17 protein-coding genes and 2 pseudogenes are annotated in these 21,317 nt (G+C 34.9%); 7 read left to right on the plus strand and 12 right to left on the minus strand.

What is annotated here, in order from left to right; translation table 11 throughout:
* Positions 1–45: 45 nt before the first annotated feature.
* Both THESIDRAFT1_RS00455 and THESIDRAFT1_RS00460 read right to left on the minus strand, forming a co-directional pair.
* Positions 46–2,025, minus strand: coding sequence for a methyl-accepting chemotaxis protein (locus THESIDRAFT1_RS00455; protein WP_006569149.1), 1,980 nt, complete (start codon positions 2,023–2,025; stop codon positions 46–48).
* 14 nt (positions 2,026–2,039) lie between these two features.
* Positions 2,040–2,639 (minus strand): HD-GYP domain-containing protein, encoded by a 600-nt coding sequence (locus tag THESIDRAFT1_RS00460; protein WP_006569150.1) that lies wholly within the window; start codon positions 2,637–2,639, stop codon positions 2,040–2,042.
* A 313-nt stretch (positions 2,640–2,952) separates the two neighbouring features.
* On the opposite strand from THESIDRAFT1_RS00460, the gene yjeM reads away from it, so the two are divergent.
* The 3 genes from yjeM to THESIDRAFT1_RS00475 all read left to right on the plus strand — a co-directional run bounded on the left by yjeM (position 2,953) and on the right by THESIDRAFT1_RS00475 (position 9,697).
* Positions 2,953–4,494 carry a glutamate/gamma-aminobutyrate family transporter YjeM gene (gene yjeM, locus THESIDRAFT1_RS00465; RefSeq protein WP_006569151.1) on the plus strand — a complete coding sequence of 514 codons (1,542 nt, stop codon included), beginning with the start codon at positions 2,953–2,955 and terminating at the stop codon, positions 4,492–4,494.
* Between the two features lie 289 nt (positions 4,495–4,783).
* Positions 4,784–8,311, plus strand: coding sequence for a pyruvate:ferredoxin (flavodoxin) oxidoreductase (gene nifJ, locus THESIDRAFT1_RS00470; protein ID WP_006569152.1), 3,528 nt, complete (start codon positions 4,784–4,786; stop codon positions 8,309–8,311).
* A gap of 297 nt (positions 8,312–8,608) precedes the next feature.
* Entirely contained in the window at positions 8,609–9,697 is a 1,089-nt protein-coding gene (locus tag THESIDRAFT1_RS00475) for a VIT1/CCC1 transporter family protein (protein ID WP_006569153.1), read from the plus strand.
* A 166-nt stretch (positions 9,698–9,863) separates the two neighbouring features.
* Here the strand turns inward: THESIDRAFT1_RS00475 and ltrA are convergent, their stop codons facing one another.
* The 5 genes and pseudogenes from ltrA to THESIDRAFT1_RS13585 all read right to left on the minus strand — a co-directional run bounded on the left by ltrA (position 9,864) and on the right by THESIDRAFT1_RS13585 (position 15,381).
* A complete protein-coding gene (ltrA, locus tag THESIDRAFT1_RS00480) occupies positions 9,864–11,276 on the minus strand; it encodes a group II intron reverse transcriptase/maturase (protein ID WP_006569145.1) in 1,413 nt (470 codons plus the stop codon).
* Positions 11,277–11,733: 457 nt separating this feature from the next.
* Positions 11,734–12,717, minus strand: coding sequence for a M42 family metallopeptidase (locus THESIDRAFT1_RS00485; RefSeq protein ID WP_006569154.1), 984 nt, complete (start codon positions 12,715–12,717; stop codon positions 11,734–11,736).
* A pseudogene (locus tag THESIDRAFT1_RS00490) lies at positions 12,714–13,732 on the minus strand (M42 family metallopeptidase). The gene THESIDRAFT1_RS00485 and the pseudogene THESIDRAFT1_RS00490 overlap by 4 nt, the downstream one beginning before the upstream one ends.
* Complete coding sequence (locus THESIDRAFT1_RS00495) at positions 13,723–14,766, minus strand: M42 family metallopeptidase (protein ID WP_006569156.1); 1,044 nt, start codon at positions 14,764–14,766, stop codon at positions 13,723–13,725. Before THESIDRAFT1_RS00495 ends, THESIDRAFT1_RS00490 begins: the two are co-directional and overlap by 10 nt.
* 216 nt (positions 14,767–14,982) lie before the next feature.
* On the minus strand, positions 14,983–15,381 hold the full coding sequence (locus THESIDRAFT1_RS13585) for a hypothetical protein (RefSeq protein ID WP_244262685.1): 399 nt from the start codon (positions 15,379–15,381) through the stop codon (positions 14,983–14,985).
* A gap of 159 nt (positions 15,382–15,540) precedes the next feature.
* On the opposite strand from THESIDRAFT1_RS13585, the gene THESIDRAFT1_RS13590 reads away from it, so the two are divergent.
* The 4 genes from THESIDRAFT1_RS13590 to THESIDRAFT1_RS00515 all read left to right on the plus strand — a co-directional run bounded on the left by THESIDRAFT1_RS13590 (position 15,541) and on the right by THESIDRAFT1_RS00515 (position 17,849).
* Positions 15,541–16,104: a hypothetical protein gene (locus THESIDRAFT1_RS13590; RefSeq protein ID WP_244262686.1), complete on the plus strand. Its 564-nt coding sequence runs from the start codon at positions 15,541–15,543 to the stop codon at positions 16,102–16,104.
* Between the two features lie 9 nt (positions 16,105–16,113).
* Entirely contained in the window at positions 16,114–16,311 is a 198-nt protein-coding gene (locus THESIDRAFT1_RS15025) for a GntR family transcriptional regulator (RefSeq protein WP_341853114.1), read from the plus strand.
* A 150-nt stretch (positions 16,312–16,461) separates the two neighbouring features.
* A complete protein-coding gene (locus THESIDRAFT1_RS00510) occupies positions 16,462–17,052 on the plus strand; it encodes a hypothetical protein (protein ID WP_003867548.1) in 591 nt (196 codons plus the stop codon).
* On the plus strand, positions 17,052–17,849 hold the full coding sequence (locus THESIDRAFT1_RS00515) for an ABC transporter ATP-binding protein (protein ID WP_006569158.1): 798 nt from the start codon (positions 17,052–17,054) through the stop codon (positions 17,847–17,849). Before THESIDRAFT1_RS00510 ends, THESIDRAFT1_RS00515 begins: the two co-directional genes overlap by 1 nt.
* Before the next feature lie 136 nt (positions 17,850–17,985).
* On the opposite strand, the pseudogene THESIDRAFT1_RS14690 reads toward THESIDRAFT1_RS00515, so the two are convergent.
* The 5 genes and pseudogenes from THESIDRAFT1_RS14690 to THESIDRAFT1_RS00535 form a co-directional block, all read right to left on the minus strand.
* A pseudogene (locus THESIDRAFT1_RS14690) lies at positions 17,986–18,373 on the minus strand (hypothetical protein).
* A 521-nt stretch (positions 18,374–18,894) separates the two neighbouring features.
* A complete protein-coding gene (locus THESIDRAFT1_RS00525) occupies positions 18,895–19,620 on the minus strand; it encodes a SurA N-terminal domain-containing protein (RefSeq protein WP_006569160.1) in 726 nt (241 codons plus the stop codon).
* 64 nt (positions 19,621–19,684) lie between these two features.
* Positions 19,685–19,879, minus strand: a complete 195-nt coding sequence (locus tag THESIDRAFT1_RS13595; protein WP_244262687.1) for a hypothetical protein — start codon at positions 19,877–19,879, stop codon at positions 19,685–19,687.
* A gap of 29 nt (positions 19,880–19,908) precedes the next feature.
* On the minus strand, positions 19,909–20,106 hold the full coding sequence (locus tag THESIDRAFT1_RS13600) for a hypothetical protein (RefSeq protein WP_244262688.1): 198 nt from the start codon (positions 20,104–20,106) through the stop codon (positions 19,909–19,911).
* A gap of 46 nt (positions 20,107–20,152) precedes the next feature.
* Entirely contained in the window at positions 20,153–21,223 is a 1,071-nt protein-coding gene (locus THESIDRAFT1_RS00535) for a beta propeller repeat protein (RefSeq protein WP_244262689.1), read from the minus strand.
* Positions 21,224–21,317 lie beyond the last annotated feature (94 nt).

Consider the following 21,317-nt stretch of genomic DNA (forward strand, 5'->3'; position numbering starts at 1 on the left):
ATATTTATACATTTTTAAATTTAAAAAGCGGGAATGACCCCGCCTTTACTCAACTTTAAATTGTTTAATTGCCTCAATAAGCATATTGGCATAATTCTTAAGTTCATTTGCTGTTGATGCCATCTCTTCCACAATTGCCGACTGTTCTTGTGATGTTGCGGATACTTCTTCCGCTGATGCCGCTGACTCTTCTGATACAGCCGCTATGTTCTGTATTGAATCTACTATCTTGTTTTTATGCTCCTCTATCTCCTTTAATGATTTGTTTAGATTGTCAATCTTCTCTACTATGAAATTCACTGCATGAAGTATTCCTTCAAATACATCTTTTGTGGTATTGACTACATTGCTTTGCTCTTCTATTGATTTTGTTGAGTCTTCTACTGTCTTGTAAGTATCGTTAATCGTGCTTTGTATCTCAGATATTAAGTTAGCTATATTTCTCGCTGCCTGTGAGGACTGCTCTGCCAATTTCCTCACTTCATCTGCTACAACGGCAAAACCTCTTCCTGCCTCTCCTGCTCTTGCTGCTTCTATCGCTGCGTTTAGTGATAAAAGATTTGTCTGGTCTGCTATGCCCGTTATCGTCTCTACAATCTTGCTTATTTCCGTAGATTTTTCTAAAAGATAATTTGTGGATTCCTTTACATTGTTATTTGCTTCTACTGTCAGTTCTGTCTTTTTAATTAAGTCATCTATAATCACAAGCCCTTCGTTGGATACCATGCTGACATTCGCTACTTCTTGGTTTATCTCATCAGCGTTTTTAAGGGATTGGTCTATCAATTGCCCAAGTAATACAGTGGCATTAGCGCTCTCCTCTGCTTCTCTTGCTTGGCTAGAAGCTCCTTGTGCGATTTCTTCAATGGCTTTTGCAACGTCTTGTGTGGCTTGTGCTGCTTGTTCAGAAGCTACAGCCATGTTTTCCGCTGAGTGATTTACAGACTCTGATACGCTTCTTATGTCAAAAACAAGCCTTTTTATTCCTTCAATCATGGTGTTGAAGCTATTTGCCAATATTCCAACTTCATCTTTTGCTTTTACATTAGCTTTAACCGTAATATCCCCTTTAGCTGCTGCAGACATAGCAGTTACCACTTTTTTGATTCCTGAGGATATAGAATTTGCAAAGAAGTATGCTATTAAAAATCCTATGAGTAATACTATTATACTTACAGTGATTACAAAATCTCGTATTTTCGTCACATCTTTTGTTAATTCGCTATTTTCCATTGTAACTACTGCTTTCCACCCAAAGCTGTCAAGATTTCTCACACTGGCAAACTTGTACACATTGTTTGAACTGTACTGTATAGTAGCATTATTAAGACTTAACAATTTTTCCCCAAAGTCATATTTTTTTATAGAAGTAAACAACTTAGTAGTATCCGGATGAGTAATAACAGTACCATCTTTTGTAACTAGGTATATGTACCCTGTCTTTCCAAGTTTAACACTAGATATATTTTTAGAAAGTTGTTCTAAACTTATATCAATTCCTAATATGCCTACTAACTTACCACTCGAACCCGTAATGGCTTTAGTAACAGTGATTTCTGGCGCCTTAGTATTGAAATCTTCATAAGGATCTGTCCAGACAATATTACCTCCAGCTTTTTCAGCATCTTTATACCACGGCCTTTCTGTTGGATCGTAATTTTCTAGTTTTTGAGGTGGGTACAAAATCATCTTTTTATCAGGTGTCGCAAAATACACATTCATTGCATTTGGCATAGATTTTTTTACTTCTTCTAATTTTTTAAGTACTGCCTCATCTGAAGCACTGCTCCCATCATAATTCATTATAGCATTTGATTCAGCTAACATTTCAAGCATTGATTCTGTGTCTTGTTTAATAGAATTTATGTACTTATTTAAAACCGATAAAGCTGCTTGATTAGAATCGTTTATCTTGGTTTTAAGAACACTCTCTGCAATATTTGTAGAAAAATATCCTGTTATGACAAGGGGAATTAAAATAAACAAGAGTATAAACACCAAAAGTTTTGTTCTAATGCTTTTCATTTGTTACCCTCCCATTATATAGAAATAAAGTGTTGTTGATCCCCCTTTTTATCCCACAACACTTCTTCTAACGCTTCTACGATTTTGTAATTATATTTTTGTGGTTGGGTTTTTAATTCAAATATTGCCTCGTGTATACTTTTTAACCTCTTTTCATTATAAGGCCTTTTTGTAGTCATTGCATCAAAAGAATCACAAATTCCTATTATTTGAGCATTTAAAGGAATAATACTGACACCAAAAGGATAGCCAGAACCATCTAGCCTTTCATGATGGTAAAGTACCCCTGGAATTAAATCCCTCAAAGAAGGAAAAATTTTTAACATCTCCGCGCCATAACTCGGATGTATCTTCACAAATTCGTATTCTAACTCTGTAAGCGAACCTGGCTTGTCAAGAATGGCGACAGGTACTAATACCTTGCCAATATCGTGTAATAATCCCCCCTTACAGTTATAAATTTGCTCCTTTTTGGGTAATCCCAATTTTTTAGAAACTAAATAAGTAAGTTTCGCAACTCTTATACTGTGTAAATAAGTTATATAATGATAATGTTTCAAACTCGTCATTAAATGCTTTATAAGATAATACTCGCTGTAATTGTATACTTCCACCGTTTTCCCTTCTTCTCGACATAATTTGACAAAAAAATTATACCATTTGTTTCTTATAATGTCAATTTTAAAAAAGTTTCAAAAAAAAAAAAAAAAAAAAAAATAAACTGTTTTTTCTTGCGATATTTTTCTTGATATTTATTTTTTCTATGAGTTATTTAAGGATGTATTAACAAAGGACAATCTGGATAAACTGTAAAAGAGAAACCATTGACAAAAATCTAAAAAAGCTATATAATATGCGTTGGAATATTTTTGTATATATTAAAAAAATGTTGTAGTTAAAAAAAACGTGTAAGATGGAGGTTTTTTTATGACATCAAATGTAAACGATGCAAAAAAATTAGCTTTGATTCCCCTCATTTTAATGATCTTTACCTCGGTATTTGGCTTTACAAATATTCCTCGTTCTTTCTATTTGATGGGATATGGAGCTATCCCATGGTATATTCTATCAGGTATAACTTTCTTTATACCTTATGCCTTTATGATGGCAGAATATGGTTCAGCTTTTAAAGAAGAAAAAGGTGGCATATATTCTTGGATGGAGAAATCAGTAAACCCAAAGTACGCTTTTATAGGAACTTTCATGTGGTATGCTTCTTATATCATATGGATGGTAAACGTAAGCTCCTCTATATGGATACCTCTTTCCAATGCTTTATTCGGAAAAGACACTACTTCTACGTGGAACCTTTTTGGTTTAAAATCAACTCAAACTTTAGGACTTTTGGGGGTAATATGGGTAATCACTGTAACTTATGTGGCTTCTAAAGGATTAAAAAGTATTTCAAAGGTATCTTCTGTAGGTGGAACTGCAGTTGCTTTATTAAATATAGTCTTACTTTTAGGAGGTATATTTGTCCTAATCGCTAACGGTGGAAAAGTTGCTCAACCAATTATTTCAGCTCATTCATTTACTACATCACCAAATCCTGCTTATCAATCAACTATCGCCATGTTTGCATTTTTAGTTTTTGCTATATTTGCATATGGAGGATTGGAAGTAGTAGGAGGACTTGTAGACCAGACAGAAAAGCCAGAAAAGAACTTTCCAAAAGGATTATTGATTTCTGCACTGCTTATTTCTATTGGATATTCAATAGGAATTTTTATGGTAGGAACATTTACTAACTGGAAAGAAGTATTAGGCACTCAAAATGTCAATATGGCAAATGTAGCATATGTAGTAATGCAAAATTTAGGTTACAAAATAGGACAAGGATTAGGACTTAATGAAGCTACATCTCTTACTATAGGTGCTTGGTTTGCAAGGTATGTAGGATTATCAATGTTTTTAGCATTGAGTGGCGCTTTTTTCACTTTATCTTATGCACCTTTAAAACAAATAATAGAAGGAACTCCTGCAGAGTTATGGCCAGGTAAAATGAGTAAAATCGAGGGCGATATTCCTAAAAATGCTATGTGGGTGCAATGTGCAATAGCGGTTGTAATAATTATCCTTGTTTCTTTTGGAGGAGAAGCTGCAGCTAAATTTTTCGCAAAACTCATATTGATGACAAATGTAGCTATGACATTGCCTTATGTATTTTTATCAGGTGCTTTCTACTCCTTTAAGAAAAATAAACAAATCCAAAAACCTTTTGCAATATTTAAAACTGACAGCAGTGCACTTATAGCAACAATAATTGTTACAGCAACAGTGGCTTTCGCTAACTTCTTTACAATAATCCAACCGGCAATTAACGGAGACACAAACTCTACTATCTGGATGATTGTAGGTCCACTATTTTTCTCCATCGTCGCACTTTTAATGTATAGACGTTATGAAAACAGGAAAGAAGCTGCAAAAGGCAAAGCTATTCAGACAAAAATAAGACCAGGACACAGATAAAGAGGGCATTAAAAGCCCTCTTTCTAGTTCTAGTTCTATTTTTTGATATAGATTTATCATAAAAAAGTTTTAATTTTTTTGACGGTGTGGTATAATTATTATGTACCTGTTATATAGCTTTAATAAAAGCAAAAATCTAAATTAATACGGGCTGTTATACACTCTATAAATACCTGTTATATAATAAGATGAAATATTGTATACTGTGCTATATCAGGTACATCCTTCTTTGATTGGTGATTTTTTGACCATTTTATTTAATTATTTAAATAAGGAGAGGAGTAAAGAAATGGCTAAAGTAATGAAGACCATGGATGGTAACACAGCTGCTGCCCATGTGGCTTATGCTTTTACGGAAGTAGCTGCGATTTACCCCATAACTCCATCGTCTCCAATGGCAGAAGTGGTAGATGAATGGAGTGCACATGGAAGAAAGAACATATTTGGTCAGCCGGTAAAAGTTATTGAAATGCAGTCAGAAGCAGGTGCTGCAGGGGCTGTTCACGGATCACTGGCAGCAGGAGCTCTAACAACGACATTTACTGCATCACAAGGACTTCTTTTAATGATTCCCAACATGTACAAAATTGCAGGGGAGCTTTTACCTGGAGTATTCCATGTAAGTGCACGTGCCGTTGCAACACATGCTCTTTCAATTTTCGGTGACCATTCTGACGTTATGGCATGCCGTCAAACAGGTTTTGCTATGCTTGCTTCTGGCAGTGTACAGGAAGTAATGGATTTAGCAAGCGTCGCACACCTTTCTGCAATTAAAGGAAGAGTACCTTTCTTGCACTTCTTTGACGGATTTAGAACATCTCACGAAGTGCAAAAAATCGAAGTTTTAGATTACGAAGACCTCAAAAAACTTGTAGACTATGAAGCTTTAAAAGCATTCAGACAAAGAGCACTAAATCCAGAACATCCTGTAACAAGAGGTACAGCTCAAAACCCAGACATTTTCTTCCAAGGAAGAGAAGCTGCTAATAGATTCTACAATGCTATACCTGAAATCGTAGAATATTACATGAATGAAATAAACAAATTAACAGGCAGAGAATATAAGCTGTTCAACTATTATGGTGCACCAGATGCAGAAAGAATAATAATTGCAATGGGTTCTGTAACAGAAACTATTGAAGAAACAGTAGATTACTTGATGAAAAAAGGAGAAAAAGTAGGTGTCGTAAAAGTACATCTTTATAGGCCTTTCTCTATAAAACACTTCTTAGACGTAATACCAAAGACAGTAAAGAAAATAGCCGTGCTTGACAGAACAAAAGAACCCGGTTCAATTGGCGAACCTTTATATGAAGATGTAAAAACTGCCTTCTTTGATAGTGAATTGCGTCCAGTCATTGTTGGAGGTCGTTATGGTCTTGGCTCAAAAGATACTACACCTGCACAGATCATTGCTGTATTTGACAACCTCAAAGCTGATGAGCCAAAAGACCACTTCACAATAGGAATAATAGATGATGTGACCTTTACATCCCTTCCTGTAGGAGAAGAAGTCGACACAGCCCCAGAAGGGACAACCAGCTGCAAATTCTGGGGATTTGGTTCTGATGGTACAGTTGGTGCAAACAAGAGCGCTATAAAGATTATAGGCGACAATACAGATTTGTATGTGCAAGCTTACTTCTCTTACGATTCAAAGAAGTCAGGCGGTGTAACAGTATCCCACTTAAGATTTGGTAAAAAGCCAATAAGGTCTACTTATTTAATTAACAAAGCAGACTTCATTGCCTGCCATAAGCAATCTTACGTTTACAACTATGACATATTGGCAGGATTAAAAGATGGCGGTACTTTCCTTCTAAACTGCAATTGGAAAGTTGAAGAATTAGACAAAAAATTGCCTGCTTCAATCAAAAGATATTTAGCTAAACATAACATTAACTTCTACATCATCAACGCTGTAGACATCGCAAAAGAAATAGGTTTAGGCGGAAGAATTAACATGATAATGCAATCTGCTTTCTTCAAACTCACAAACATAATACCAATTGAAGAGGCAGTAAAACACTTAAAAGAAGCTATCGTAAAAGAATACGGACATAAAGGCGAAAAGATAGTACAGATGAACTACGAGGCTGTAGATAGAGGTATAAATTCTTTAGTCAAAGTAGAAGTACCTGCTTCTTGGGCAGATGCTGAAGATGAGCCAAAAGAAGAAAGACAAGCACCTGATTTTGTAAAAAATGTTGCCGATGTAATGAATAGATTGGAAGGAGACAAACTTCCTGTAAGTGCCTTCCTCGGAAGAGAAGATGGTACATTTCCACCAGGTACTGCAGCTTATGAAAAACGTGGAATTGCTGTTGACGTACCTGAGTGGCAAATAGATAACTGTATACAATGTAACCAATGCGCTTTTGTATGTCCACATGCTGCAATAAGGCCCTTCTTGCTCACAGAAGAGGAAGTTAAAAACGCACCAGAAGGATTTAAAGTTAAAAAGGCTATTGGAAAAGGCTTTGAAGGACTATACTACAGAATTCAAGTCAGTGTCCTTGACTGTACAGGTTGCGGCGTTTGTGTAAATGAGTGTCCTGCAAAAGAAAAAGCACTTGTAATGAAGCCTTTAGAAACACAAATGGAAGAAGCAAAGAACTGGGAATACGCAATGACTTTATCACCAAAAGAAAACCCAATGAACAAAGAAACAGTAAAAGGAAGCCAGTTCGAAAAGCCTCTGCTTGAATTCTCAGGTGCTTGCGCAGGATGCGGTGAAACACCTTACGCTAAACTTGTCACACAGCTTTTTGGCGATAGAATGATGATAGCGAATGCTACAGGTTGTTCTTCAATTTGGGGAGCAAGTGCACCATCTACACCATATTGTACAAACCATGAAGGAAAAGGACCAGCTTGGGCAAATTCCCTTTTTGAAGACAACGCAGAATTTGGTCTTGGCATGGCATTAGCTGTAAAACAACAAAGAGCAAAATTAGCTGATATAGTAAAAGAACTGTTGGAGCTTAACATCACAGCAGAGCTAAAAGAAGCATTGCAATTCTGGCTTGACAACATGATGGACGGCAAAAAATCAAAAGAAGCTACCATAAAATTGTTACCAATACTTCAAAACTATAAAGCAGAAGACGCAAAAGTAAAAGAGCTTATTAATGAAGTACTTGAAAGAAAAGATTACCTCATCAAGAAGTCTCAATGGATATTTGGTGGCGACGGTTGGGCATACGATATAGGTTATGGCGGATTAGATCATGTACTTGCTTCGGGAGAAGATATAAACGTCTTAGTATTCGATACAGAAGTTTATTCAAATACAGGTGGACAATCTTCAAAGGCAACACCAGTAGGTGCAGTAGCACAATTTGCAGCAGCAGGTAAACCAATTGGCAAGAAAGACTTAGGAAGAATGGCAATGACATACGGATATGTATATGTAGCACAAGTTGCAATGGGAGCAAGCCAGACACAATTAATTAAGGCATTAGTCGAAGCTGAAAGCTATCCAGGACCATCTCTCATCATAGCTTATGCTCCATGTATCGCTCATGGCATAAAACAAGGTATGAGCTGCAGCCAATTAGAAGAAAAGAAAGCTGTAGAAGCAGGATATTGGGTTCTCTATAGATACAATCCGCTTCTCAAGAAAGAAGGAAAGAATCCATTCATCCTCGATTCTAAGCCGCCAAAACTCTCTGTTAAAGACTTCTTGCAGGGCGAAATCAGATTCTCAGCTCTTGAGAAGACTTTCCCTGAAAAAGCACAAAAGCTCTTTGAAGAAGCTGAGAAGCAAGCTCAAGAGAGGTATAAAATCTACGAAAGATTGGCAAAAGATGAATAAAAAAGGAGGGAACATTCCCTCCTTTTTTATCTCTGCAAAAGGCATGTGTGTAAAATTTTAGTAGGAAAAATAATATAGCTGACATTATGCACAAAGCGCGCGACCTACAAACTTGTGATACACACTGCAAATGTCTGTAACCATTAATATTAATTCTAATGTGGTATAATATATACGGGTGTTTGTCACCTTTGTAAATATATCATATGTAAAATTATATGCACTAGTATAGCATTCCATTTATTTTTTGTTATTCTTGCTCATTTAAAATTTCACTCAGAAAGGACGGTATGGTAAATGAATCCTATAGACCAAGCTATCAGTTTTTACAAAGAAGAAGTTGAAGCTGCCGACCTTTATACATACCTCGCGAAAGTTGAGAAAAATCCACAAACTAAAAGTAATTTTGAAGCACTTGCAAAAATAGAGAAAGCTCACGCAAAATTTTGGCATCAATTTTTAAAAGACAGAAATATAGAAATTCCGGAAGAAAAATCTCGTAAATTTAGGCTTTTTACTTATAAAATATTGAGAACTTTATTAGGAAGTAAATTATTTGTCACAATACTTGAGATGAATGAAACAACAAGTACCGAATCCTATTATCGCTATTTTAACGAAGCTTATCTTACAGAAGAAGAAAAATTAATTCTATCAAAAATCATAGAAGATGAACTGGAACATGAAAAAATGTTTAGCAGACAAAAAGATAAATTCAGCATAGAAAACATAAGAGACTTTATACTTGGAATGAACGATGGTCTTGTGGAAATTTTAGGAACTGTAACGGGACTTTCAGCTGTTTATCCAAAAAGCCCCATTACTGTTGGCACTGCTGGCTTGGTAGTAGGAGTAGCTGGTGCTCTTTCTATGGCAATAGGTGCATACACCTCTGTAAGGTCTCAAAGACAAGTAAATGAGGGTATAAAAAAGAAAATGGAGCTTTTATTTAAAGTCTCAAAAGACAGGGCAAAAGAGGAATTTTTAAATAAACTATCCGAATCCGGTATACCAGAAGATGTCGGGAGAGAAATTGTAAACAAACTTAGTGACAATGAAGATGCCATGACAAATCTTTTAACTGAAGAGATTTCTGAAAACGAAATAAAATCTGCTCTATATACTGGTATCGCATACCTTGTAGGACTTGTATTCCCCGTTTTGCCTTACTTTATAATCACTTCATCCTCTTTAGTAGCTCTTGCATTTTCAGTAATTTTTGCAGCAATAGCACTTTCTATAGTAGGAATTATAGTATCTGTCGCTTCAGAAAGTCTGTCTATAAAAGGAAAGGTTTTAGAAATGGTAGCAACAGGCCTTGGAGCAGCAGTTTTATCATATCTCTTTGGAACATTAGTGCAAAAAGTATTTGGAATAAGTGCATAAAAAATAAGGAGGACGAAAACCCTCCTCATAAACTGTAGACAAGAAATAGAACAGTACAATAAAAAACTCATTAAAAAAGATGTTCAGATCGAGTAGGAGCTGAATAATTATTTTATTCAGCGTCCTCTCACACCACCGTACGTACCGTTCGGTATACGGCGGTTCATTAGGAATTGTGTACAATTAGATATCTTTGGGATAAACTCTTATAACCTATGCTTTCGAAGTATTTATTTGTAAGAGTCTTATTTAGGATTGGGCTATTGGATATTCTCCAGTAGCCTTTCCTTGTATTGGCGTATTCCCAGGCTTTTTGTTCTTCTACTCCTAGTTTTACTAAGTTATCATGCTTCGTTTTTATCTTCTTCCATTGTTTCCATATACATGCCCTTAGTCTTCGCCTTATCCATTCGTCAAGGGTTTTCATTATGCTTTTCGCGTCTGCTAATCCAAAATAGTTGACCCATCCTGTTGTTATTTGATTTAGTCTTTTTATTCTGTTTTCCATGCTTATTCCCTTGTTCCGATTGGTTATTTCTCTTACTTTTTCCTTAAACCTTTTGATGGATTTTTCATGGATTCTTATTCTTACTTCGTTTTCTTTTGTGTAGAATGAAAATCCAAGAAATTTTCTTCTCCATGGTCTATCTACAGCACTTTTTGCTTCGTTGACTTTTAGTTTTAATTTGCTTTCTATGAATTTCTTTATGCTCTTCATTACTCTGTTTCCTGCAGACCTGCTTTTTACATATATGTTGCAGTCATCTGCATATCGGCAGAATTTGTGCCCTCTCCTTTCAAGTTCTTTGTCTAGTTCGTCCAACATTATGTTTGCTAATAGGGGACTTAATGGCCCTCCTTGGGGTGTCCCTTCTTCTGTTGATATTTTGATTCCGTTTATCATTACTCCTGATTCTAGGTATCTTCGTATTAACTTTAGTACTCTTTTGTCCCCTATCCGCTTTTCTAGTTTGGACATTATTATGTCGTGGTTTACTCTGTCAAAGAACTTTTCTAAGTCCATATCTACAACCCATGTGTATCCTTCATTTATGTATGCTTCTGCGGCTTTTATTGCGTCTTTTGCACTGCGTCCTGGTCTGAATCCATAACTGCTATCTGAAAATGTATGGTTGTAGACTTTATTCAGTATTTGGGCTATTGCTTGTTGTATTAGTCTATCTAGTGCTGTAGGTATTCCTAGTAGTCTTACTCCTCCATCTGGTTTGGGAATTTCTACTCTTCGCACTGGTTGTGGTTTGTATTTCCCCTCCAGCAGTTGTTGTTTTATGGTTGGCCAGTTTTCTTTGAGATACGGTAGAAGTTCATCTACTTCCATCCCATCGACTCCATGGCTTCCTTTATTTGCAACAACGCGCTTGTATGCTGCTTCCATGTTCCCTCGTTCTACTATCATTTCAAGCATCTTGCCGGTATATCTTTGTACCTCGTTTCTTCCATCTTCCGACGCCGATGATATACTATGCACTTCCGTTGTCTTTTGAAATTCCATTTCTCTATTCAACGGATAGCCTCTTTGTTGAGTTGTCTGCAGTCTCTGCATATCTTTCGAGTCCATAAGATTTCCAAAACCTCCTAACGTTCGGTCCTTCCTTATCTATTCATGTCTAGATAAGTACTATGACCTCTGCTGACTTCTCAAGGTTCAACCATACATCACTGTATGGGTTGTCACTTCAGATTTTACTTCCATGACTTATCCTTGAGACCTCCCCGGGTAAGAACGATAACTTTCATCTCATATATCTGCCAGATTTACTGTATGGGATTCGGGTAGTGTTGGACTTCGTTTTGTTACGCAAACTCATCCATCCCAATTCAGCCTCTTATCTGGTTCTTGTTCATCAGACCGAGATTTTGCCTTAAGCTTCCTTCAGATTCCACCTCACGATGGACACCCTTGCTCTTGGCTAGTGGTTCCCACTACCAAGCCCACAGCGGACTTTCACCGCCTAGTTATCGCCCATGCCGGGCGCACATAAAAAGACCCCGCGTAAGAAGCAGGGTCTTTTGCTTTATTTTTCCAGTATTTTTATCAGGAGGTTAATACTTGCCTCCACATCATTTTTATCCACCATTTCTGAAACGCTGTGGACATACCTTGTGGGAATAGAAATCACCCCTGAAGGTACTCCCCCTCTTGAAAGGTGAATTGCCCCTGCGTCAGTACCCCCAAATTCTAGAATCTCTAACTGATACGGAATATTGTTCTCTTTCGCAGTTTCAATCATCATATCTCTTACAGAAGGGCTCACAATTATTGACCTATCCATCACCTTTATTGCTGCGCCTTTACCGAGAGCTACCGCCATTTTCTTCGCTTTAGGAGTATCTCCCGTTGCTGTAACATCAACAGCAATAGCAAAATCAGGATTAATACTGTAAGCAGCTGTAGTAGCTCCTCTCAAACCTACTTCTTCCTGCACTGTGAAGACAAAATACAGCGCATTTTCTGTCTTCACGTTTTTTAGCGCTTCAATCGCTACATAACAACCTATTCTGTCATCAAAAGCTTTGGAGACTAACCTATCTCCAGCTTCTACAAACTCCCCTACAAAAGCCCCACTATCTCCTATTCTGACAAGCTCTTCAGCTTCTTTTTTATCCTTTGCTCCTATGTCTATATAAAGCTTTTCTAGTTTAAAATCCTTTTTATCTTCCAAATGTTCTACTCCAATCACTCCTACTGTACCATTTTTAAACACAACTCTTCTTCCCACCAGATGCTCTACATAAACGCCACCTATCGTTGTAAACCTCAAGAAGCCTTCCTCTTCAATATGCGTAACCATAATGCCTATTTCATCAGCATGAGCAGCCACCATTATCTTTTTGCCCTTTCCCTTTTTCACACATATCATGTTGCCCATTGCGTCATGAGTAATTTCATCGCAAAAGCCTTTGACTTCCTCTTTTATAATCTCAAAAACCTTCTCCTCACTTCCCGAATGTCCAAAAGCCTGTGTTAGCTTTTTTATAAGTTCCACATTTACACTCATCCTAATACCTCCTCAATATTTTTAATCACTAAGTCTACAAGTTTAACTGTATTATCAAAGTCATTCAGATTAGCTACAGAATTGAAGGAATGAATATACCTGCAAGGTACAGATATAGCTACCGTCTTTATTCCTCCCTTTGTAAGGTGAATTTTCCCTGCGTCATTACCACCGCTAGCTATTCTTCTAAACTGATAGGGTATCTTATTCTTTTCTGCTATCTTGACGATTTTATCGATAATCTTTCTATCATACAAAGTAGTTCTATCCATAAGTGAAATCGCTGGTCCTTTCCCTAGTTCTGTAGAAACCAGATGAGGTTCTGAATCCACAACATCTGCAGCGACAGTGCCTTCTACCACTATTGCAAAATCAGGATCTACATTGTAAGCTGCTACACCTGCGCCTCTTAAACCAACTTCTTCTTGAACTGTAAAAGCTGCACAAACAGGATACTCATATGTATTCTTCAGAATTTCTATCAGCACGTTACAACCTATCCTATCGTCTAAAGCCTTTGCCTTAACGTATCCATCCCCCAAAAGTTCAAAATTTGATTCAAAGTAGACATAGTCACCGGGTGAAACGTGCTTTAAAGCTTCTTCTTTAGATGCTGCTCCAATGTCTATATAGAGTTCATCAAAGTCAAGAGGTTTTTCCTGCTCTCCTTTTTTCTGAAGATGTATAGGTTTTGCACCTATTACCCCGTTTATCTTCTTCTCCCCTACCTTTACTGCTTTGGCTACCAGAATACGGTTGTCAACTCCGCCCACAGGAGAAAAACTCAATGTCCCGTCTTCATTTACAGACTTCACCATTAAAGCAACTTCATCCATGTGAGCAGCCAGCATCACCTTTGGCTTTTCCTTTTCCCTTTTTTGCAGGCTATTAAATTTCCAATTCTGTCTACATAAAGCTCATCCACATAAGGTTTTACTATTTCTCTTATTTTCTCTCTTACCTCTTTTTCATCTCCAGAAGCACCTAAAAGCTCAGTTAACTCCTTTAATAACATAAATGTCCCTCCAATTCCTCAGGCGGCAGATTGGCAATATAGTGTGCCAGCAGTCTGCCGCTTTCTATTATGTCTTTCATATTAGCAGTTTCCACAGAAGTATGCATGTACTTCAAAGGTATTGACACAAGCCCTGTAGGAACTCCTTTTTTTGACACCTGGATTGCCCATGCATCAGTGCCTGAATGCCCAGGAAGCGGCTCTATCTGATAATTTATATTGTATTTTTTAGCTATATCTACAAGCCCTTTATATACAGCAGGATGAATATTAGGCCCCTTCCCAATCGCAGGCCCTTTCCCTACCTCTATGTCTCGGCTAACTCCCCTCGCTTTCGCATGAGTCACATCAATCGCTATAGCTATATCAGGTTCAATATTGTAAGAAGAAGTCGTAGCTCCTCTTACTCCCACCTCTTCCTGAAGAGTGGCTACAGCATATACGTCGTGATAATGGTACACCTTCTTGAGCTCCTCAAGGCATACTGCCATCACCACAACCCCTGCTCTATCGTCCAAAGCTTTTCCCGAAACATTCTCATTCAAAAGCTCTTTAAACTCCCTTTTTACGGTTATTATATCTCCAATACTTACAAGTTTTTCTACCTCCTCCTTTTGAAGTCCAACATCCACATACATATCATCTATTTTTATAGCTTTTTCCATGTCCTCAGAAGACAAAAGATGTGGTGGCTTACTTCCTATAACTCCCAACAAATCCTTTTTACCGTGAACTATAACTTCTTGGGAAGGAAGAGTCCTCTGATCAACCCCTCCTACTGTTGTAAATTTTATAAATCCTTTCTCATCAATATCTTTCACCATAAGGCCTATTTCATCTAAATGAGCTGCTAACATCACCTTGTACTTGCCTTTTGTGCCCTTCTTTTTAAAAATAAGATTGCCAAAATTGTCTTCTTTAACTTCATCTGAAATTGGTTCAAATTCTTTTTTTAAGAGGTCATAAATTCCTCTCTCATGCCCAGAAACCCCGTAGCTTTCACTAAGCTTTTTTAATAAATCCTTATAATCCATTTTCTACCCCTTCCCGTATAGTTTTATTAAACCACCTTCAAATTTTAATGATTAACCTCTACAAGTTTATTATTTCTACATAGATCTTTAAATTCCTTCTTATTTTTTCTAGCTTAAAAATTGTTTTAATAATTTTTTAAAACTCATTGACAAAAAAGTTTTATAGTGTTATATAATTATATAACAGTATAAAACTTTGGGAGGTCGTCTTATGAATCAAAATTTAATTGAAACTATTGTATTTTTAGTGGCTTTTGTAGCTTTAGTAACCGGTTTTATTTTCCTGTTCTCAAGCAAAACTTCAAATTTGCCCATTGTAAAAACTTTTAAAGAAAGTGCCACTATAAGAGTAGCTGCATCAGGAGTTAGCATCTTATTAGCTTGGATTTCTCCATGGATTTCTTTAAAAGTATTGCTTTTTATTTTATCTTTTGTACTTTTAATAAGTATCTTCCCTATAAGAAAAGGGCTATCTTCTTCACTTTCAATTGTTTTACTCGTATTATTTATAATGGTAATTACCGTACCAATTTTAGGAATGGGTTTATTTTTACTAATGTTAAGACAAAAACTATAAAAGACAATGGCACAAAAATTGATATTCCAGGTATTCATATTAATATTCCTCCAATAACTATCCCGAATAGTTCTAATTATGACTTACGCCCTCATGAAAATTTTCTGCCGGATAAATCAATTTCAGTAAAAGACATAGATAGCATATCTATTAAAGTCTCCTCAGAAATTGAGTTGGAACTTGTTGAGGGCGATACTTTGTCTTATTCTTCTCGATTGATAGAAACCGGAGATAATAAAGTTTTACATTTAGAAGAATTTTCTCCTATAAAAAATTCTACTTATGTTATAAAATTAGGTACATCACTTGAAAAAAACCTTGATATTGATTGTACATCAGTCAAGATAATTGGTAGTGGAAACATTAAAGACATTCATATAAACTCTGTTGGAACTACAATAAATGCTGATATTGTATCAGAAAATAACATTTATATAAACACTGTTGGTTTTGACTTGAATGGCAAATTAAAAGGTAAAAACTTAAATCTCAATACTACAGGGAGTAACATAAAAGGAGAATTAGATTTTGATAAAATCATATTAGACGCCACTGGTGTAAATATTGATATAAAATCAAAATTTAATAATTTTAATATAAATGCCACTTCTTTAAATGGAACACTTGAAATTTTAAATACTTCTGATGAAACTGGTGAATTTTATATAGATGCAACAGGCGGTTCTTTAAAAATTATAAACAAAAGCAAAGCTCCTATCGACATAAAAAATTCAGGCATTATAAAATTAATCAGAGAGTGATGGTGCAAAATGCTAAGAAAAGTAGATAAACACAGTGGAGTGCCTGCATATTTACAAATAGTAAACATGATAAAATCAGAAATTTTATTAGGTAACCTTCAAAAAGGCAGTCAACTTCCATCTATCAGAGATTTACAGGTGATATTTGACGTAAATATAAATACAGTTATAAAAGCTTTAGAAAAATTAAAAACGAAGGATATATAGAGTCAGAGCAAGGCATAGGATATTTTATAAAGAAAGACATTGATGTAGAAGAAGGTGTAATAAAAATTATAAGAGAATGTGTCACAAAATTGAAAAACAGTCGTATAGACTATTATACTTCTATGTTAATTTTTGAGGAGGTCTGGAAAAATGAATGAAGTGATAAATAAAATGGATATTTATATACAGAAAGAATTAAAGGAGAAAACTGTAAGAATACTTTTTCTTACTTTTCTACTATTCATACCAGTAATATTAATCAAAACAATTGCACTTTTGTTTTTATCTGCCACTTTTATAGTGTATGATATAAAGCATCAAAATGCAGAACTTTTATACTTCCTACCTTTTTCTAAAAAAGAATTGTTCCTTTACAATCTCATTTTTTTAAGCCTCGTTGTGATTGTGACCTCTGCTATTGAAGGAATATTTTTAGAAGGCCCTTTTATAAATAAATTTGAGCCTATTTTGAGAAGTTTAATACTTTTACTTGCAATATTTGGACTTCAAATGACTTTTTCAGGCTTTGAGATGGATGGATTAGGTTGGAGCGCTTTTATAGTTTTCTTAGATGCACTTTTCGGATATATGGGCACAACAGATATTAATAGCTTTGCCTTCAATCCTTACAGCCTGATAAGTTTTACTCGGCAGGGAAATTTACCTCTGTCCTTAATATTCTCGTCCCTCATTTGTCTCTTAGGCTTTTGGTCATATGTAATAAAAGGCGGTGAAAATTAATGTACACATTAGAAGTAAAGAATCTAAGTAAACAAATTGATGGAAAACAAATACTCTCCAATGTAACTTTTAAAGTAGAAGAAAGAGAAATAATGGCACTTGTGGGTCCAAACGGTGCAGGAAAAACCACAACATTAAAATGCATAATGAACGCAGTAAAAAAGGATTCAGGCGAAATATTCATATTCGAAAAGCCTTTTCACCCTTCTATAAAAAAAGATATAGCGTTTGTTACAGAACACAGAAAAGTCTTTAACAACTTACAACTGGCAGACTATTACAAACTGTACAAAACTCTGTATCCATCATGGGATGATATGTTTTTTAAAAACTTTCTCTCCCGATATGGCTTTAACTTAAATGAAGAGATGCAAAAATTCTCAAGGGGTCAAAAAAACCTTATATTAGCGATATTAGCTTTTTCAACAAATGCAAAACTCATAATACTGGATGAGCCTACACAGCACCTTGACCCGGCTGCTAGGTTTGAACTTATAGAAATAATAAAGCAATACGTCAATGAAAAGAAGGGCACTATTTTACTTTCTTCTCATGAAATATTTGAATTAGAAGAATACGCCACAAGTTTTGCCATAATAAAAGATGGAAAAATACTATATACAGATTCCATTGATGAAGCGAAACAAAAACACAGAATAGTTAGCCTAAATGAAAACATAAAAGGGGCAAAAGTAATCGCAGTAATGAATAACGAAGTTTTAGTACAAACTGAAGAAGATATAGGTGAATATCCCCGCTTAAATCAAATAATTGTAGGCTACTTAAAAAGTACCTAATAAACAAGGTAACAATAAGAAATTTAAATTGATTTTCCTATAAAACATCTATTTGATTCTCCCCCTCTGAGATGTAAATCTAGCTCAGAGGGGTATTTTCACAGTTGGTGTACCAATTTATTTTTAAAGCTATTTCTTACTTCTTGCTGACTATAAAAATCAATGAATATCCTGCTACCACAGATAGTGCATTAATAACATGTCCTAGTACATAAGAAAGGTCCAATAAGATGGGATAAAAATACAAAAAAAACTACTGCAAATAAGGGTAAAATAAAAGCCAATAGACATTTATAATTTATCATCCAATTCCCTTCTTTCTTTGTTTCACTTAAAAAGAAAGGAATTGTTAATAATATTCCTAAAACGAAATAAAAAATTAAATTACCCCACACAAGTATTATTTGGTTGTATGTAACTTCTGAAATACGGATTATCTTTTGTAACAATATGTTACCTACCATTAAATAAATATATATTAGCAATATAAAAAATATCTTAAACTCTACATTTTCTTCTTTCATTAACACTCTCCCTTTCTTTTATTTTTATAAAAAAGAATACCTCTGTGTTATTGTAATACTTTTCAATTCTTTTAATTTAATATCAATTTACATATCCATTATTTAACATCAACACCCATTCACTACTAGTCTCCCTATGAAGTGTTACCCATGAAGTAGAAACATATCCATGCAAAATATCCGTTCTTACAGGTAGCCAACCATAACTTGAAAGATCATAGTAATAATAGTTTGATGTCGGATAAAAATATTTTGTAGAAGTTAAGGTTATGTGTTCGTATCCAAAGGACATCTGGTTTAAAAGGCGTTCTAGTAAAAGGTAAAGGTTTTATATTTTTTCTCATTGCTACTATTATCAATTGATATTTTTTAATATTTTGTAAAATTTATACATTTTTAAATCTTAGTGTAAAACCTCTTAAGTATTCTTTACGGTTATTATAATATATATTTTTTCCAACGTCTATAGAGCAATAGTATTATAAAAAATTTTTTCATTCCCCTCTCCTACCTCTACAAAATCAATCTACTCTGAAGCCTCTAAACATATCTTTATATTTTTCATCAATCGATATTTTAGCCTGTTTTACATATTGATCTATTATATTGTCAAAATACTTTTTATACTCATTTTGCACCTCTATGGTCATTTTATCCGTTTTCTTCAATTCCCCATTTTTAATTCCTTCATTGATTATCGCATTGTACAGCTTATCAAAAAGCAACATTCTTTTTACATTGTATCTCTCATAATCGTTCCAGTATTCCTCATATGTCATACCACTTGCAGAAATTAACTCTTTCAATTTTCCCTCCGCTTCAGGAAATTCTTTAAATTGTTGTTTCTCTTTTTCAATATATGAATTTATTTCATCTTCAGATACCTTTAGATTGTATTTCATAGCAAGATATTCTTTTACTTTCTCTCTCACCAATTTATTTAAAACAAAATTATTTATATCGTTTACCTGTCCTTCCGATGCCAATGTCAATCCCTTACGCAATTCAAATTCGTTTTTATATATCGGTATACCGTTAGCCTCTGCAATCACATCCCCTTCATTGACTTTCAATTTGTCTTTATTACCCTTTAAAAAACTGCCTACTTTTTCAATAATTTTATCAAACTGTGATTGATTTGGCCCATCCCCTGCACTAACTCTCGAGACTGACAATCCAAGGGCAATTATACTCAATGATAAAACAATGGCAAAAGCGATTAATAAAAAAGTTTTTGTTTTCCTCATTGCACCTACCTCCAAACAAATATTAATCCTTCCATTCCTAATTTATTTTATTTTTTACTTCGCCTTATCTGATAGATTCCCAAAAAGACTGTAAATAATCCTGTACAATAGAGTTATCGAAAACATCGTATGTATACCCATTTACTATAATTATTTTTTTATTATCTTTATCAAAAGCTATAAAGCCGTTCTCTACATGAGAATAAAAATTTATTACATAATAAGAAAAATCTATTTTTCCTTTTACCGTGCTGCTCATTTTATATTTGTATCCTCTTAACCATTCGGTTAATTCTTTAATTTTTCTTTATCTTCTGTTATTTTTGGTTGCTCATTTCTTAATATCTCTACTTTATAAACATTATCAAGATTAAATCCAATGGCTTCATCAATGGTCTTTACTCTATATTCATACAGATTTTTAGCCAAAATAGCGATAAAATAAATTATTACAATTAATACAATAACTCTTATTTTTCTATACATTCTGTTCTCATCCTCCTCATTTTCTCCTTATACACCAATTGAAATTTTAAAACTTCTTATCCCACGTATAACCGCCATTTTCACTGTAAAATAAATTTGTCCCACCCGATGTTGAAGCTAAAGCCCACACTGTTTTATTATCTATAAATTGAATTTGAAATGTACCTTGAGGAATATTTAGCTTCTCCCATGTATTTCCTCCGTTATTTGTTTTAAATAATTCATCTTCAAATAAAACATACCAGTTTTCTTCATCTACTACATAAACCTCTCTGGGGGAATTCTTGGATACAAAAGAAGCCTTCTCTTTCCAAGTATTCCCATTATCCTTGCTTACTAAAAACACTTCCTCAAAATCCCCTCTCACATCATCAAATGCAGATATTGGCCAAATGATTTCACCATCAACAAGTTTAAGAGAATATACAGAAATATATTCTTCATCAAATCTTGAAAGCAGTGGAATAATTTTTTTATTCCATGTATATCTTCCATCAGTGGTCATGTATAAACTAGATTTTCCTGGTTCACACCTTTCCACTGTAATAAAACCCGTTTTTACATCAGGCAAAAAAACAAAGCTCTTTTTCTCCCCTTCATATGGAAGTGGATTAGGAGATGCTGAAGTACTGTTAGGCAATTCTCCTTCGTGAATGAGAGTCCATTTATTGTTTATTAATTTATAAACATCCACAGGCACATTCCCAGACGCAGGCCCATATTCCTTAAGGGTCCAACCTTGATATTCTCCACCGGAATTTATAAAAAATAATTTACCCATACCAAAAGGCACTTCATCAGCATCCCAGTTTTTACCTCTATCTTCCGTCTTATAGAGAGTCTCATTAGAATAAAGTATCCAAGCATGATCAGAATCCATAAAAAACCATTCACGAATGTCACCTATGGCAGAAGTCAAAGCAGTCACCCATGTAGTGCCTCCATCATTTGTAATAAATACTTTATTTTCTCCCATATTTTCTCCAATAGCCCATCCATTATTTCTATCTATCATTTGGAAATATTGAAAATTAGGAATTAGTTTGTGAAACGTATTACTCTCCTTAACCTCTCTTTTTGTTTGGCATCCGCCAAATAACAAAGTTAAAATTATCAAAATTACAAGAGCTTTTTTTCATTCCTCACCAAAACCTCCCATAAATTCTTCTACCAACATTATACCATTATTTCGTTTGTCAGATATTACAAAT

It is taken from the genome of Thermoanaerobacter siderophilus SR4 (genome assembly GCF_000262445.1).
GTDB lineage: Bacteria > Bacillota > Thermoanaerobacteria > Thermoanaerobacterales > Thermoanaerobacteraceae > Thermoanaerobacter > Thermoanaerobacter ethanolicus.

Excerpts from the sequence above, each read along its gene's own strand:
- THESIDRAFT1_RS13585 (WP_244262685.1), bottom strand. The coding sequence starts at position 15,381 with ATGAATACCTGGAATATCAATTTTTGTGCCATTGTCTTTTATAGTTTT.
- THESIDRAFT1_RS00515 (WP_006569158.1), top strand. The coding sequence starts at position 17,052 with ATGTACACATTAGAAGTAAAGAATCTAAGTAAACAAATTGATGGAAAA.
- yjeM (WP_006569151.1), top strand. The coding sequence starts at position 2,953 with ATGACATCAAATGTAAACGATGCAAAAAAATTAGCTTTGATTCCCCTC.
- THESIDRAFT1_RS15025 (WP_341853114.1), top strand. The coding sequence starts at position 16,114 with ATGCTAAGAAAAGTAGATAAACACAGTGGAGTGCCTGCATATTTACAA.
- THESIDRAFT1_RS13595 (WP_244262687.1), bottom strand. The coding sequence starts at position 19,879 with ATGAGCAGCACGGTAAAAGGAAAAATAGATTTTTCTTATTATGTAATA.
- THESIDRAFT1_RS00525 (WP_006569160.1), bottom strand. The coding sequence starts at position 19,620 with ATGAGGAAAACAAAAACTTTTTTATTAATCGCTTTTGCCATTGTTTTA.
- ltrA (WP_006569145.1), bottom strand. The coding sequence starts at position 11,276 with ATGGACTCGAAAGATATGCAGAGACTGCAGACAACTCAACAAAGAGGC.
- THESIDRAFT1_RS00475 (WP_006569153.1), top strand. The coding sequence starts at position 8,609 with ATGAATCCTATAGACCAAGCTATCAGTTTTTACAAAGAAGAAGTTGAA.
- THESIDRAFT1_RS00495 (WP_006569156.1), bottom strand. The coding sequence starts at position 14,766 with ATGGATTATAAGGATTTATTAAAAAAGCTTAGTGAAAGCTACGGGGTT.
- THESIDRAFT1_RS00485 (WP_006569154.1), bottom strand. The coding sequence starts at position 12,717 with ATGAGTGTAAATGTGGAACTTATAAAAAAGCTAACACAGGCTTTTGGA.
- THESIDRAFT1_RS00510 (WP_003867548.1), top strand. The coding sequence starts at position 16,462 with ATGAATGAAGTGATAAATAAAATGGATATTTATATACAGAAAGAATTA.
- THESIDRAFT1_RS13600 (WP_244262688.1), bottom strand. The coding sequence starts at position 20,106 with ATGTATAGAAAAATAAGAGTTATTGTATTAATTGTAATAATTTATTTT.
- THESIDRAFT1_RS00455 (WP_006569149.1), bottom strand. The coding sequence starts at position 2,025 with ATGAAAAGCATTAGAACAAAACTTTTGGTGTTTATACTCTTGTTTATT.
- nifJ (WP_006569152.1), top strand. The coding sequence starts at position 4,784 with ATGGCTAAAGTAATGAAGACCATGGATGGTAACACAGCTGCTGCCCAT.